Genomic DNA, 13,469 nt, shown 5'->3' with positions numbered 1-13,469 from the left:
GGCGGCAACTACGAAGACGGCCCGATCTCCTTCTGCTCCGCGGCCCGCTCCTCCAGAAGGGCGCGCTCCCGGGCATTACGGGTCAGTGCGGCGGCGCGCAGAAACTCCTCCCGGGCTTCCGCCGCGCGCCCCAGCCGGGCGAGCAGATCACCGCGCACGCTCGGCAGGAGGTGATAGCCCGCCAGCACCGGCTCCGCCGACAGCCCGTCCACGACGGCGAGGCCCTGCTCGGCCCCGAACGCCATGCCCACCGCGACCGCCCGGTTCAGCTCCACCACCGGGGACGGCGCGACCTGCGCCAGCGCCTCGTACAGCACGGCGATCCGGGGCCAGTCCGTCTCCTGGGCGGTACGCGCCCGCGCATGGCAGGCGGCGATCGCGGCCTGCAGGGCGTACGGGCCGACCGTGCCGCCCAGCTCCTCGGCGCGGGCGAGCGCGGTCAGCCCGCGCCGGATCAGCAGCCGGTCCCAGCGTGACCGGTTCTGCTCCAGCAGCAGCACCGGCTCACCCTCCGGCCCGGTCCGTGCGGCCGACCGTGACTCCTGGATCTCCATCAGCGCCACCAGCCCGTGCGCCTCCGGCTCCTTCGGCAGCAGTTCGGCGGCCATCCGCCCCAGCCGCAGCGCATCCTCACACAGCCCCGGCCGCATCCAGTCGTCCCCGGCCGTCGCCGCGTACCCCTCGTTGAAGACCAGGTAGATGACCTCCAGCACCGACGAGAGCCGCTCACCCAGCTCTTCCCGCCCCGGCACCTCGAACGGCACCCGGGCCGCGGCGAGCGTCTTCTTCGCCCGGACGATCCGCTGGGCGACGGTCGCCTCCGACACCAGGAACGCGCGGGCGATCTCGTCCGTCCGCAGACCGCCCAGCAGCCGCAGGGTCAGCGCGACCCGCGCCTGGGTGGAGAGCACCGGATGACAGGCGATGAACAGCAGCCGCAGCAGATCGTCCGCGATCCCGCCGCTGTCCAGCACCCGCGCGAAATCGGCCTCGGACGGCCCGGGGGCGCTCTCCGCCGCATGCCCGAGCGCCTCGACATGGCGGGCCAGCCGCTCCTGGCGGCGTAGCAGATCGATCGCCCGGTGCTTGGCGGTGGCCATCAGCCAGGCACCGGGGTTGTCCGGGACACCGGTTTCCGGCCACCGCTCCAGGGCGGCCACCAGGGCGTCCTGCGCCAGCTCCTCGGCGAGCCCCACATCGCGCACGATCCTGGTCAGCCCGGCGATCAGCCGCGCCGACTCGATCCTGAACACCGCCTCGACCGCGCGCTGCGCGTCGCTTCTTGCCGTCACGGGCACCCATCAGAGCACCCGGGCCCCGCACCGGCAATCCGAAGCCGGCCACGGGCACCCGGCGCCCTCCTCCGCAGGCCGGTCCGCCCCCTCACACACCGGGTCCGGGCGGCTCCTCCACCTGCCGGATCTCGGAGGTCAGCGTCCACTCGTCGCCGTGCACCCGCAGGAACCGCGACGCCCATTCGACCGCCTCCTCCTTGGACGCGGCCTGGATGAGGGCATATCCGCCGATGACCTCCTTGGCCTCGGTGAACGGCCCGTCGGTCGCGGTGATCGTGCCGCCCGACAGATGCAGCCGGGTGCCCTGCGCGGTCGGCGTGAGCCCGCCGGTGTCCAGCAGCACCCCGGCCCTGGTCATCTCGTCGATCAGCCTTCCCATCTCCTCCATCAGCTCCGGGCTGGGCCCGGCGGCCGGCATCGTGTTCTCGTCGATCTTGAGCAGCATCATGAAGCGCATGGCGGTCGTCTCCTCGGCAGATGTGTGCACCGGTTGTGCGGGGCCGGACGCAGTGGCCCGAAACCGTCCCCGTACCCACCCGGATCCGTCCCCTTACTAGCGCGACGAACGGCCGGCGCCGGGATCGACACCAGCCACGGAAAATTTCTTCGTTCTTCTGCCGCTGCCTCCAGGTGCCGCCTCGGGCGCATGCGGGTCTCGTCGGCCGGGCCTCGTCGGCCGGGTCCGCCGGTCGGGGCCGCGCCGGCGCGACGTCCGCCGGCCCTCCGGTCGACCAACCGTGTGAAAGGCGCCGTCCCGCCCCCTCGGGACCGGCCGGACGATGGGGGTGATGGCCGAGAGTGGGTGTGCCCGAAAGCCGGTGCGCCAAGCCCTGGAGACCCGTGTGGATGGCACCTTTTCTCTGGTCCTGCTCCTGCTGTTCCTGTGGTGCCTGTGCTCGCGGCGGATGGAGCGCTTCGAGCTGACCGCACCGGCCGCCTTCGTGCTGCTCGGTCTGTTGCTGGGCGAGGGCACCGGCGTCCTCGACCTCGCCCTCCCGCACGAGACGGTCAAGATGCTCGCGGAGATCACCCTGGTCTGGGTGCTGTTCACCGATGCCGCCCGGCTCTCCTTCCGGGCCCTGCGCCCGGAGCTCGGCCTCTACGTACGGCTGCTGGCGGTCGGGCTGCCGCTGTGCGTGGCCCTCGGCGCACTGCTGGCGGCCGTCCTCCTCCCCGGTGTCTCGGGATGGGCCGCGCTGTACGTCGGGGCCGCCCTCGCCCCGACGGATGCGGCGCTCGGCGCCACGATGATGGTCAACCCTGTGGTGCCCGCGCGGATCCGCCGGCTCATCAATGTCGAGAGCGGTCTCAACGACGGCATCGCCACGCCCCTGGTGGTGCTCGCCCTGGCCGGAGTGTCCGCGGCCGAGGGCACCGCCGGGCCCGATGCCACCGGCCATGCCCTGGTGCAGCTGGCCGTCGGCGCGGCGTACGGCGTGGTGATCGGACTGGCCGCCGGATGGCTGCTGCGGACCACGCTCCGCAACGGCTGGGCGGCCGAGGACTTCGCCGGCGCGGGCGTGCTGGCCCTGTCCCTCCTCGGCTACACCTCCGCGCTCGCGATCGGCGGCAACGGCTTCGTCGCCGCCTTCGTCGCCGGCCTGGCCTTCGGGTCGGCGCACGGTGCGCCACAGCGGGTGCTGCTGTACGTCGAGCAGTCCGCCTCGCTGCTCTCCGTGCTGGTCTGGCTGGTGTTCGGCGCCCTCCTGCTGCCGGAGGTGTTCCACCACCTCACCTGGCAGGTCGTGCTCTACGCGGTGTTGAGCCTCACGGTGATCCGTATGGTGCCCGTGGCGCTGGCCCTGATCGGGAGCGGTCTGGACGCCGGAACGGTGCTGTTCGTGGGCTGGTTCGGCCCCCGCGGACTGGCCTCGATCATCTTCGGGCTACTGGCCGTCGAGGAGCTGACCGCCTCCGAAACCCGGGCGGTGGTCCCGGTCGTCGCCTGCACCGTCCTGCTCAGCGTCCTCGCCCACGGCCTCACCTCCGCGCCACTCGCCAACCGTTACGGGAGGGCGGCGGCGGCCAAGGACACCGGCCCGGCCGGCCCTGCGGCCCCCGAGCTGCCCGTCAGAGGAATGGCCGCCGGGGGCCTGCACCACGGACTGCACCACCGAGGGCAACGGAACGGCCCGGCGCCGTCGTGAGCGCAGCCACCGGTCCCGCCCGCGTCTTCCGCACACTCCGGCAACCGCCCGCCGCCCGCCGCCCGCCGGCCCCGGCGACTCGCTCAGACGTCGGCGGCCGCCGTGAGCAGGGCGTCGGTGCTGTGCTGCGCGTCGGCGCGCAGGCGCCTTCGGGGCGCTTCCTCCGCCGCGCCCATGCTTTCTTTCTTGCCGAGGCCTGTGGCGCAGCCGCGGGACGGAGGCTTACGAGGTCAGCTGCTCACGTGAGTGGTGACCGGAGTCGGCCGGTCTCGCGCCCTGTTCGGGCCGGCTGATCTCGGCCCACACCGCATCGAGGGAGAGGCCGAGGACATCGGCGATCGCCGCGATGGTCGGGAAGGCCGGGGTGGCCACGCGGCCCGACTCGATCTTCCGGAGGGTCTCCGGTGAGACGCGTGCGTCGAGCGCGGTGTCGAGCATCGAGCGCTCTCCCCTGGCCCGACGGAGGAGGGCGCCGAGGCGCTGTCCGCGTTCGACCTCTGCGGGAGTGAGCGGCAACCTGACCATGGCTCCGATTCTAGTACCGGTATAGTATTGCCGGTATAGTTATTGGTTGCGTGAGAAGGGCGCCACATGATCGAGATCCTGAACCCCACCCTGCTGGCCCGAGCAAAAGACACCGGCGCCCTGGTCGCTGACATCCTGCAGACGCTGAAGAGCCGTAGCGCGATCGGCACGAACCTTCTGGATATCGACCGGTGGGCCAAGGCCATGATCGTGGAGGCGGGAGCGCAGTCCTGCTACGTCGACTACGAGCCATCCTTCGGGCGCGGCCCGTTCGGCCACTACATCTGCACGGCCGTCAACGACGCCGTGCTCCACGGACGGCCCTGCGACTACACGCTTGCCGACGGCGATCTGCTGACACTCGACCTCGCCGTCTCCCTGGGCGGAGTCGCTGCAGACGCTGCCATCAGCTTCCTCGTGGGCGACGCAAAGCCCCCGGAGAGCGTCGCGATGATCAGTGCAACCGAACGCGCGCTGGCCGCAGGGATCGCCGCTGCCGGGCCCGGGGCTCGCATCGGCGACCTCTCCCATGCCATCGGCACGGTCCTCAGTGAGGCCGGGTACCCGATCAACACCGAGTTCGGAGGTCATGGCATCGGATCAACGATGCACCAGGACCCGCACGTTTCGAACACCGGACGGCCCGGCCGTGGATACAAACTGCGCCCCGGGCTGCTGCTGGCACTGGAGCCGTGGGTCATGGCGGACACCGCTGAACTCGTCACCGATGCCGACGGGTGGACGCTCCGAAGCGCGACAGGCTGCCGGACGGCACACAGTGAGCACACGATCGCCATCACCGACGACGGAGCCGAAATCCTCACCTTGCCGAAGCAGGCGCAGCCGTGAGGCCGGATCCCCCGCAAAGGACCGACCGTCGCGGCCCAAGTCCTCGCCGGACAAGACGAGCCGCTCGATGACGAATGGTGCGTCAGCCTGCGGATACGCCGGCGGGAAGGGCCGGTCCGTTCTGCGGCCGCGCACAGCAGACCGCACCCGCTCCGTCACGGACGCCCTGCGGGGCGGCGTGCGGACCGGGTGCGGACAGGCGCTGAGGCGACCCGCGAAAGTGCAGGTCAGGCTGCCTGGCTAAGGCTCAAGCCTTCTTGGTCTCCCAGAAGATCTTGTCGATCTGGGCGATGTAGTCCAGGGCCTTCTGACCGGTGGCCGGGTCGTGGGAACCCTTGGCGGCGCTGAGGGCCTTGAGGGTGTCGTTGACCAGCTGGTGCAGCTCCGGGTACTTCTCGAAGTGCGGGGGCTTGAAGTAGTCGCTCCACAGGACCGAGACGTGGTGCTTGGCCAGCTCGGCGCGCTGCTCCTTGATCAGGACGGCGCGGGTGCGGAAGTCCGCGTCCTCGTTGGCCTGGTACTTCTCCTGGACGGCCTTGACCGACTCGGCCTCGATGCGGGCCTGGGCCGGGTCGTACACGCCGCAGGGCAGGTCGCAGTGGGCGCTGACCTTCACCTTGGGGGCGAACAGGCGCGAAAGCATGTTCAGTCCTTCCTCGTGATCGTCTTCTCAGGTGCGAGATTACTCGGTGCGGGAAGGCTTTTCTTGGTCGGCCCGGGGGTCTTAGGGCAAAAGTCCAGTGCCGAGGTGGGACTGAGGGAGGATGAACCGGTGAGCGGGTCGGACCGGGGCTGGGCCGGGAGGTACGGGATGCCGGAGCGGGTGCACGAGCGGGGACCGGAGCAGAGTGAGGACGCGGAAGCGGGGCGCGAGCGGGGCGGGCTGCTCCGTGCCTTCGGGCTGGCCGAGGTCTACAACCCGTCGATGGTGCCGACGCTGCAGCCCGGCGATCAGCTGGTCGTGCAGTACGGGGCGGCGGTGCGGCCCGGTGACGTGGTCGTGCTGCGGCATCCGTTCCGGCAGGATCTGCTGATCGTCAAGCGGGCCGTGCGACGGCGCGACGGCGGCTGGTGGGTGCAGGGGGACAATCCGTTCGTCGCGAACGACAGCCGGGAATTCGGGGTGGTCCCGGACGAACTGGTCATCGCCCGTGCCCGGGTGCGGGTGCGGCCGCCGCGGGGGATTCAGCGCTCGGTCGCCGGGGTGCTCTCCTGGGCGGTGTCGGCGGTCCGGCCGGTAAGGGCCGAGCGCTCGCTCTCCAGGCGCTTGCGGGCGCGGTAGGCGGCGACGTTGGCGCGGGTGGCGCAGCGGTCGGAGCAGTAGCGCCGGGACCGGTTGGTCGAGGTGTCCAGGTAGACGTTGCGGCAGGGCCGTGCCTCGCAGAGGCCCAGCCGGTCCACGCCCAGTTCGGTGAGGTGGAACGCGAGGCCCATACAGGCGGTCGCGGCGAAGCTCGCGGTGGCGTTGGCGGCGTGGTCGGCGATGTGCAAGTGCCAGTCGGGGCGGCCGTTGTCGTCCCGGTACTCATGGCCGGAGATCTGCGGGCTGACCGGGAACTCCATCATCAGGGCGTTGAGGAGGTCCACGGCCAGTACCTCGTCGCCGGTGTCGGCGGCCTCGAACACGGCGCGCAGCCGGGAGCGGACCGCTCGCAGCCGGGTGACGTCGCTGTCGTTCGCACGCCGGGCGGCCTGCTGGGCGGGGCCGAAAAGTTCGCGTACGGCCTCGACCGTGGTGAGGCTGTCGCTGCCGCGCTCGGGCTGCTCGGTGTTGACCAGTCGCACGGCATAGTCCGAGTAATAGGCCAGTTCCACTTGTAGTCCTTACGGGCGGGGGCTAAGGTGCGGAATGCAGGAGTGAGGTAATGGGTGCTGTCAGTGCAAGGGTATTACGGGCTGAAGGGGAAGCGATGACCGAGACCGTCGTCGGCGCCGACTGGCAGGCGTGGCAGAACAGTTGGGACCGCCAGCAGGAGTGGTACCTCCCCGACCGCGAGGAGCGGTTCCGGGTGATGCTGGACATGGTCGAGGCACTGGTGGGCCCCGAGCCCCGGGTGCTGGACCTCGCATGCGGTACGGGAAGTATCTCCGACCGGTTGCTGAAGCGGTTCCCCAAGGCCGAGAGTGTGGGCGTCGATCTGGATCCCGCGCTGCTGGCCATCGCGGAAGGGTACTTCGCCGGAGAGCGCCGGGTCCGCTTCGTACGAGCCGATCTCAAGGACCCCGGCTGGACGGACAAGCTGCCGCACGCCTCGTACGACGCGGTGCTCACCGCCACCGCGCTGCACTGGCTGCACACCGAGGACCTCCGGGGGCTGTACGGACAGCTCGGCACCCTGGTGCGGGACGGCGGGGTCTTCATGAACGCCGACCACATGCCCGAGGAGGCCACCCCGCGGATCAACGCCGCCGAGCGGGCCTTCCGGCATGCGCGCAGGGATGCGGCGAAGGCGGCCGGCGCCGTCGACTGGGCCGCGTGGTGGCAGCTGGCCGCCGCCGACCCCCAGCTGGCCGCACCGACCGCCGAGCGCTTCGAGATCTACGGCGAGCACGCGGACGGCGACACCCCCTCGGCGGCCTGGCACGCGGCCGTGCTGCGCGAATCGGGTTTCGCCGAGGCACGACCGGTCTGGGCTTCGCCCACGGACGCGCTGGTGCTGGGACTGAAGTAGGCCGGAAGGGGCCGGCCCGGTTTCCCCGCAGCGGGCCGGGGCCAGGGCCGGAGGGCGGCGCACCGCCGCGGTGGAGTGATCCGCCGCGACGGTGCGCCGGCGCCCGTCGCGGCCGTGGTGCCCGTAGTACCCGGCGCTCCGAACGCACCGGGGCGGTCCCGTACAGCCCGGTCCGGGCGCTGCGTCCCCGTACGGCCCGGTCCGGGCGTCCGTACCGCCCGGACCGGCCCGCGGGACGGTGCTACAGCACCTTCGACAGGAACGACTTGGTCCGCTCGTGCCGGGGGTTGCCGAGCACCTCGCGCGGGTGGCCGGATTCGACGACCACACCGTCGTCCATGAAGACCAGCGAGTCGCCGACCTCACGGGCGAAGCCCATCTCATGGGTCACGACGATCATCGTCATCCCGTCCGCGGCCAGATCCTTCATGACGTCCAGGACGTCGCCGACCAGCTCCGGGTCGAGGGCCGAGGTCGGCTCGTCGAAGAGCATCAGCTTCGGCTCCATCGCCAGCGCACGGGCGATGGCGACGCGCTGCTGCTGGCCGCCGGAGAGCTGCGAGGGGTAGTTGCCGGCCTTGTCGGACAGCCCGACACGGTCAAGGAGCTTGACCGCCCGCTCCCGGGCGGCGGCCTTCGACTCGCCCTTGACCTGGATCGGCGCCTCCATGATGTTCTCCACCGCGGTCATGTGCGGGAAGAGGTTGAAGCGCTGGAAGACCATGCCGATGTCCCGGCGGCGGGCGGCCACCTCGCGGTCGCGCAGCTCGTAGAGCTTGCCGTTGTGCTCGCGGTAGCCGACCAGTTCGCCGTCGACGGACAGCCGTCCGGCGTTGACCTTCTCCAGGTGGTTGATGCAGCGCAGGAACGTCGACTTGCCGGAGCCGGACGGGCCGATCAGGCAGAAGACCTCCCGCGGCGCGACCTCCAGGTCGATGCCCTTGAGGATGTGGGCCGCGCCGAAGGACTTGTGGACGCCCTCGGCCTTGACCATCGGGCCGCCGCTGGTGCCGGCCGCCTTGTGCGTCGTGGTCGTGCTGGTCATGCGACACCTCCGGAGCGGTGGAAGCCGCCGGACAGCTTCGCCTTGGCGCGCTGGAGCGGAGTGGGCGGGAGCTGGCGGCTGGAGCCGCGGGCGTAGTAGCGCTCCAGGTAGTACTGGCCGATGCTCAGCACGGTGGTGGCGATCAGGTACCAGGCGGCGGCGAGGATCAGCATCTCCACCACGACGCCGGAGTCCCGTCCGACGTTCTGCGCGGCCTGCAGCAGGTCGTAGTACTGGACGGCGATGACCAGCGAGGAGGTCTTGAGCATGTTGATGACCTCGTTGCCGGTCGGCGGCACGATCACCCGCATCGCCTGGGGCACGATGATCCGGCGCAGCGTCTTCGCGTGGCTCATGCCCAGCGCGTGCGCCGCCTCGGTCTGGCCCTCGTCGACGGCGTTGAGGCCGGCCCGGCAGATCTCCGCCATGTACGCCGCCTCGTTGAGGCCGAGGCCCAGCAGCGCGCACAGGAACGGGGTCATGAAGTCGGACCACTCGTCCTTGTAGATCGGCATGATGTCGATGTACTGGAAGACGAGGCCCAGGTTGAACCACAGGAACAGCTGGACGTAGACCGGCGTACCGCGGAAGAACCAGACGTAGAACCAGGCGACGGTCGAGGTCACCGGGTTCTTGGACTGGCGCATCACGGCCAGGACGACCCCGAGGACGATGCCGATGATCATCGAGAGCACGGTGATCAGCAGGGTGTTGCGCAGGCCCTTGAGGATGTCCGCGTTGAACATGTACTGGGGTATGGCATCCCAGTTGACGTTCCCGGCGGCGAAGGCCCGGCCGAGCAGGGCTATCAGCCCGATGACGACGATCGCCGCCACCCAGCGGCCGTAATGGCGGACCGGGATGGCTTTGACGGGCTCGGGCTGGGGCGGCGGAGCGTCCGCCGGCGGCTGGGCCGACTTGTCGACGTCAACTGACACGGGTGTTGCCTTTCAGCATTCGGCGGGAGGTGCGCGGAGCGGACGGGACGGCTTCTGGCGGCTCAGGAGCCACCGTTGAGGTCCACGTTCTTGACCGCGGCATCCTTGACGTCCCACTTGTCCAGGACCTTGGCGTACGAGCCGTTCTTGATCGCGAGTTCCACCGCGGCCTTGAGCGCATCACGCAGCTGCTGCTGTCCCTTGGGGACCGCGATGCCGTACGGGGCGGCCTTGAGCGGCGCACCGCCGACCATCTGGAAATCCTTGCCGCGCCCGGAGACCTTCACCGCGTACGCCGCGACCGGGTAGTCGCTGGAGACGGCGTCCACACCGCCGGTGCGCAGCCGGGTCTGGGCCTCCGAGTCGTTGTCGAACGCCTCGATGGAGATGGGCTGCTCGCCGTTCTTCTCGCAGGCCTTCGACTTGTCCTTGGCCAGGTCGTGCGAGACGGTGCCGCGCTGCACCGCGATCTTCTTGCCGCACAGTGTTTCCCAGCCGTCGACGCCCTTGGTCTTGCCCTTCTGGGTGTAGAGCGAGACGCCGACGTTGAGGTAGTCGATGAAGTCGACACCCTGGCCGATCTTCTTGCCGGTGTTGCTGTCGATGCCCTCCTGGCGGTCCTTGGTGTCCGTCATCGCCGACATCGCGATGTCGTAGCGCTTGGACTTCAGACCGCCCATGAGGGTGTCGAAGGTGGCGTTGTTGAAGTTGAGCTTGATGCCCAGCTCCTTGCTCATCGCCTCCGCGAGGTCCGGGTCGATGCCCTCGACCGCACCGTTGGAGCGGAATTCCACCGGCTTGTACGTGATGTCCGAGCCGACCTGGAGCATGGCCTTTTCCTGGACGTCCTTGGGCAGCTTCTTGAACAGCGGCGCGTTGACGTTGCGGTTCTTCTTCGCTTCGCGCTTGGCGATGGCCGCGTCCGTCTGGTCGCCGCAGGCGCTGAGCAGCAGCAGCGAGGCGGCGACCGCCGTCGCCGCGGCCACGGCTGTGCGAGACCTGCCGACGGCCGGGCGACGGATGGTGCTTGCGGTCATGCTGATCCTCCTGCGGATGGAGAAGCCGACGTGAAAAAGGGCCGGGGCACACCTTCGAGCGTCGCGACCTCGGTTGGTGACGGAATCCTGCCATCCGAGATCCGTTATTCGGACTGTCGTCATGGTCAAAATCGGATAACGGACGGAGAAGGCGAGGTGGCGGCCTTGTGGCGCAAGGGGGTCATCGTGCCGGTGGATGCCCCGAGTTGTCCGGGCCACACGGCCGTCTCGGAATCCGGACGGGTGGGGGGTGGCCGGGGTAGCTCTTCTGAGTTTTTTGTGCAATTCGCGGTTATTGTCGGGAATCTGAATCCACGGGTGGGGAATCTGAGTCGTCGGGGCCCGCGCCCGTCGGGTAGAAAGGTGCGTTACACCCCTCATCCGGGGCTCAGGGCGCGTGTGCGGCGCGCCCGGCGTCCGTACCTCCCCCCGCGCGGCGGCCATCTGCCGCGCAGGGCACGGACGCGGTGCCCGCCCACCCCTCAACCAGGGAGTGGCCACCCTCAGCAGATTTACGATTAAAAGGGGTAAGACAAGTGGCAGCGGAGATCGTCAATCCTCGCAGCGACAGCAATACCGGCGAGGGCGTGGGCAGTGCGCCCGACGACGCCTTCGATCCGGCCTTCGCGCTGCATCGCGGTGGCAAAATGGCCATCCAGGCGACCGTGCCTGTCCGCGACAAGGACGACCTGTCCCTCGCGTACACACCGGGCGTCGCCAAGGTGTGCAGCGCCATCGCCGAGCAGCCCGAGCTCGTCTACGACTACACCTGGAAGTCCCAGGTCGTCGCCGTGGTCACGGACGGCACCGCGGTGCTGGGCCTGGGCGACATCGGCCCGGAGGCCTCCCTCCCCGTGATGGAGGGCAAGGCCATCCTCTTCAAGCAGTTCGGCGGTGTGGACGCGGTGCCGATCGCGCTCGGCACCACCGACACCGACGAGATCATCGAGACCGTCGTCCGGATGGCACCGTCCTTCGGCGGCATCAACCTGGAGGACATTTCGGCGCCCCGGTGCTTCGAGATCGAGCGCCGGCTCCAGGAGCGGCTGGACATCCCGGTCTTCCACGACGACCAGCACGGCACCGCCGTGGTCACGCTGGCCGCGCTGCGCAACGCCGCCAAGCTCACCGACCGGTCGCTCGGCCAGCTGCGGGCGGTCATCTCCGGGGCCGGCGCGGCGGGGGTCGCCATCGCCAAGATCCTCATCGAGGCGGGTATCGGGGATGTCGCGGTCTGCGACCGCAAGGGCGTCGTCTCCGCCGACCGCGCCGATCTGACGGACGTCAAGCGCGAGGTGGCCGGCTTCACCAACAAGGGCGGGCTGACGGGCTCGCTGGAGGACGCGCTGGACGGCGCCGATGTCTTCATCGGGGTCTCCGGTGGCACGGTGCCGGAGTCGGCGGTGGCCACGATGGCGAAGGACTCGATGATCTTCGCGATGGCCAACCCCACCCCGGAGATCCACCCGGAGGTCGCGCACAAGTACGCGGCCGTGGTGGCCACCGGACGCAGCGACTTCCCCAACCAGATCAACAACGTGCTGGCCTTCCCGGGCATCTTCGCCGGGGCCATGCAGGTGCGGGCCACGCAGATCACGGAGGGCATGAAGCTCGCCGCCGCCGAGGCACTGGCCGCTGTGGTGGCCGATGAACTCAGCGCCGACCGGGTCATCCCCTCGCCGTTCGACGAGCGGGTCGCCCCGGCCGTCACCGCCGCCGTCGCGGCCGCCGCCCGCGCCGAGGGCGTGGCACGCCGCTGACCGCGCCGCCGCGGATTGTCGTGCGCCAACGGGCCGGGCCCGCACCCCTCACGGGTGCGGGCCCGGCCCGTTGCGGGGGCCGGCGCCGGCCGGGGCGGCGCGGTGCGGGTCACACCGGTACGCGGTACCGCAGCGCCCGGCCGCGGTCTACGTTGGGATCATGTTTGCCGCCTATGCCGCCCGCATCGACCGTGACCAGCCGCTGAACGGCCTCGAATTGGGGGAGCGCCCGGCCCCCGGCGCCCGCCCCGGCTGGACGACCGTCAACGTCAAGGCCGCCTCCCTCAACCACCACGACCTGTGGTCGCTGCGCGGGGTGGGGATCACCGAGGAGAGCCTGCCGATGATCCTCGGCTGCGATGCCGCCGGAGTGGACGAGGACGGCAACGAGGTCGTCCTGCACTCCGTCATCGGGCAGACCGGGCACGGCGTCGGCCCCAAGGAGAAGCCCTCCATCCTCACCGAGCGCTACCAGGGCACCTTCGCGGAGCAGGTCACCGTCCCGGCCTGGAACGTGCTGCCCAAGCCGAAGGAGCTGTCCTTCGAGGAGGCCGCCTGTCTGCCGACCGCCTGGCTGACCGCGTACCGGATGCTGTTCACCAACGCGGGCGTACGGCCCGGGGACAGTGTGCTGGTGCAGGGCGCGGGCGGCGGCGTCGCGACCGCCGCCATCGTGCTGGGTGCCGCAGCCGGTCTGCGGGTCTTCGCCACCAGCCGGGACGAGGCCAAGCGCAAGCGCGCGCTGGAGCTGGGCGCCGAGGCGGTGTTCGCGGCCGGCGAGCGGCTGCCGCGGCGGGTGGACGCGGTGATCGAGACGGTCGGCGCCGCCACCTGGTCGCACTCCGTCACGTCGCTGCGCCCCGGCGGCACTCTGGTCATCTCGGGCGCCACCAGCGGCTTCACCCCGAAGAGCGGGGAACTCAACCGGATCTTCTTCCTGGAGCTGAAGATCGTCGGTTCCACGATGGGGAGCAAGGAGGAGCTGGCGTCGTTGCTCAGCTTCTGCGCGGCCAAGGGCATCCGGCCGGTCATCGACTCGACGCTGCCGCTGGACCGGGCGCGTGAGGGGTTCACGAAGATGGCGGCGGGCGAGCTGTTCGGCAAGGTCGTCCTGACGGTGTGAGGACGAGGGCTGACGGGCCCGTCGGGCGTGTGCGATGCCGGTGCGGTGCCTGATGTTTCGTCAGTTCTCTGGGAGGGG

General features: G+C 70.3%; 14 protein-coding genes. 6 read left to right on the top strand and 8 right to left on the bottom strand.

Features of this window, described 5'->3' with window-relative positions; genetic code table 11:
* Window positions 1–8: 8 nt before the first annotated feature.
* Together ACWGJY_RS10090 and ACWGJY_RS10085 are read right to left on the bottom strand one after the other, a co-directional pair.
* A complete protein-coding gene (locus tag ACWGJY_RS10090; protein WP_453260300.1) occupies window positions 9–1,298 on the bottom strand; it encodes an RNA polymerase sigma factor in 1,290 nt (429 codons plus the stop codon).
* A gap of 85 nt (window positions 1,299–1,383) precedes the next feature.
* Window positions 1,384–1,752 (bottom strand): YciI family protein, encoded by a 369-nt coding sequence (locus ACWGJY_RS10085; protein WP_453260299.1) that lies wholly within the window; start codon window positions 1,750–1,752, stop codon window positions 1,384–1,386.
* Between the two features lie 385 nt (window positions 1,753–2,137).
* Between ACWGJY_RS10085 and ACWGJY_RS10080 the strand changes: the two genes are divergently transcribed.
* Complete coding sequence (locus ACWGJY_RS10080; protein WP_453260298.1) at window positions 2,138–3,442, top strand: cation:proton antiporter; 1,305 nt, start codon at window positions 2,138–2,140, stop codon at window positions 3,440–3,442.
* A gap of 222 nt (window positions 3,443–3,664) precedes the next feature.
* Here ACWGJY_RS10080 and ACWGJY_RS10075 read toward each other — a convergent pair whose 3' ends face one another.
* Window positions 3,665–3,967, bottom strand: coding sequence for a helix-turn-helix domain-containing protein (locus ACWGJY_RS10075; protein WP_453260297.1), 303 nt, complete (start codon window positions 3,965–3,967; stop codon window positions 3,665–3,667).
* Window positions 3,968–4,033: 66 nt separating this feature from the next.
* Here ACWGJY_RS10075 and map point away from each other — a divergent pair, with 66 nt between their 5' ends.
* Entirely contained in the window at window positions 4,034–4,816 is a 783-nt protein-coding gene (gene map, locus ACWGJY_RS10070; RefSeq protein WP_453260296.1) for a type I methionyl aminopeptidase, read from the top strand.
* Window positions 4,817–5,063: 247 nt separating this feature from the next.
* On the opposite strand, the gene sodN is transcribed toward map, so the two are convergent.
* Complete coding sequence (gene sodN, locus ACWGJY_RS10065; RefSeq protein WP_453260295.1) at window positions 5,064–5,459, bottom strand: superoxide dismutase, Ni; 396 nt, start codon at window positions 5,457–5,459, stop codon at window positions 5,064–5,066.
* Window positions 5,460–5,627: 168 nt separating this feature from the next.
* Between sodN and sodX the strand changes: the two genes are divergently transcribed.
* The gene (gene sodX, locus ACWGJY_RS10060; protein ID WP_453260377.1) at window positions 5,628–6,098 is read left to right on the top strand and encodes a nickel-type superoxide dismutase maturation protease; all 471 of its coding nucleotides are present in this window, start codon (window positions 5,628–5,630) and stop codon (window positions 6,096–6,098) included.
* Here the strand turns inward: sodX and ACWGJY_RS10055 are convergent.
* A complete protein-coding gene (locus tag ACWGJY_RS10055) occupies window positions 6,002–6,631 on the bottom strand; it encodes a CGNR zinc finger domain-containing protein (RefSeq protein ID WP_453260294.1) in 630 nt (209 codons plus the stop codon). The two genes, sodX and ACWGJY_RS10055, sit on opposite strands and share 97 nt — an antisense overlap.
* A gap of 95 nt (window positions 6,632–6,726) precedes the next feature.
* On the opposite strand from ACWGJY_RS10055, the gene ACWGJY_RS10050 reads away from it, so the two are divergent.
* Window positions 6,727–7,488: a class I SAM-dependent methyltransferase gene (locus ACWGJY_RS10050; protein ID WP_453260293.1), complete on the top strand. Its 762-nt coding sequence runs from the start codon at window positions 6,727–6,729 to the stop codon at window positions 7,486–7,488.
* Between the two features lie 241 nt (window positions 7,489–7,729).
* On the opposite strand, the gene ACWGJY_RS10045 is transcribed toward ACWGJY_RS10050, so the two are convergent.
* The 3 genes from ACWGJY_RS10045 to ACWGJY_RS10035 form a co-directional block, all read right to left on the bottom strand.
* The gene (locus ACWGJY_RS10045) at window positions 7,730–8,482 is read right to left on the bottom strand and encodes an amino acid ABC transporter ATP-binding protein (protein ID WP_453260376.1); all 753 of its coding nucleotides are present in this window, start codon (window positions 8,480–8,482) and stop codon (window positions 7,730–7,732) included.
* A 47-nt stretch (window positions 8,483–8,529) separates the two neighbouring features.
* On the bottom strand, window positions 8,530–9,471 hold the full coding sequence (locus ACWGJY_RS10040; protein ID WP_453260292.1) for an amino acid ABC transporter permease: 942 nt from the start codon (window positions 9,469–9,471) through the stop codon (window positions 8,530–8,532).
* A gap of 62 nt (window positions 9,472–9,533) precedes the next feature.
* Window positions 9,534–10,508 carry an ABC transporter substrate-binding protein gene (locus tag ACWGJY_RS10035; protein ID WP_453260291.1) on the bottom strand — a complete coding sequence of 325 codons (975 nt, stop codon included), beginning with the start codon at window positions 10,506–10,508 and terminating at the stop codon, window positions 9,534–9,536.
* Window positions 10,509–11,044: 536 nt separating this feature from the next.
* On the opposite strand from ACWGJY_RS10035, the gene ACWGJY_RS10030 reads away from it, so the two are divergent.
* Both ACWGJY_RS10030 and ACWGJY_RS10025 read left to right on the top strand, forming a co-directional pair.
* Complete coding sequence (locus tag ACWGJY_RS10030) at window positions 11,045–12,268, top strand: NAD(P)-dependent malic enzyme (RefSeq protein WP_453260290.1); 1,224 nt, start codon at window positions 11,045–11,047, stop codon at window positions 12,266–12,268.
* A gap of 160 nt (window positions 12,269–12,428) precedes the next feature.
* Window positions 12,429–13,391 carry a zinc-binding dehydrogenase gene (locus ACWGJY_RS10025; RefSeq protein WP_453260289.1) on the top strand — a complete coding sequence of 321 codons (963 nt, stop codon included), beginning with the start codon at window positions 12,429–12,431 and terminating at the stop codon, window positions 13,389–13,391.
* The last annotated feature ends 78 nt before the right edge of the window (window positions 13,392–13,469 follow it).

The sequence above is a fragment of the Streptomyces sp. NPDC054765 genome, assembly GCF_053612065.1.
This window is presented reverse-complemented; position numbering and strand designations above follow the sequence as displayed.

What these genes read in the sequence shown, in the direction of transcription:
- ACWGJY_RS10025 (WP_453260289.1), top strand. Translation starts at nt 12,429, where the DNA reads ATGTTTGCCGCCTATGCCGCCCGCATCGACCGTGACCAGCCGCTGAAC.
- ACWGJY_RS10045 (WP_453260376.1), bottom strand. Translation starts at nt 8,482, where the DNA reads ATGGTCAAGGCCGAGGGCGTCCACAAGTCCTTCGGCGCGGCCCACATC.
- map (WP_453260296.1), top strand. Translation starts at nt 4,034, where the DNA reads ATGATCGAGATCCTGAACCCCACCCTGCTGGCCCGAGCAAAAGACACC.
- sodN (WP_453260295.1), bottom strand. Translation starts at nt 5,459, where the DNA reads ATGCTTTCGCGCCTGTTCGCCCCCAAGGTGAAGGTCAGCGCCCACTGC.
- ACWGJY_RS10085 (WP_453260299.1), bottom strand. Translation starts at nt 1,752, where the DNA reads ATGCGCTTCATGATGCTGCTCAAGATCGACGAGAACACGATGCCGGCC.
- ACWGJY_RS10075 (WP_453260297.1), bottom strand. Translation starts at nt 3,967, where the DNA reads ATGGTCAGGTTGCCGCTCACTCCCGCAGAGGTCGAACGCGGACAGCGC.
- ACWGJY_RS10035 (WP_453260291.1), bottom strand. Translation starts at nt 10,508, where the DNA reads ATGACCGCAAGCACCATCCGTCGCCCGGCCGTCGGCAGGTCTCGCACA.
- sodX (WP_453260377.1), top strand. Translation starts at nt 5,628, where the DNA reads ATGCCGGAGCGGGTGCACGAGCGGGGACCGGAGCAGAGTGAGGACGCG.
- ACWGJY_RS10050 (WP_453260293.1), top strand. Translation starts at nt 6,727, where the DNA reads ATGACCGAGACCGTCGTCGGCGCCGACTGGCAGGCGTGGCAGAACAGT.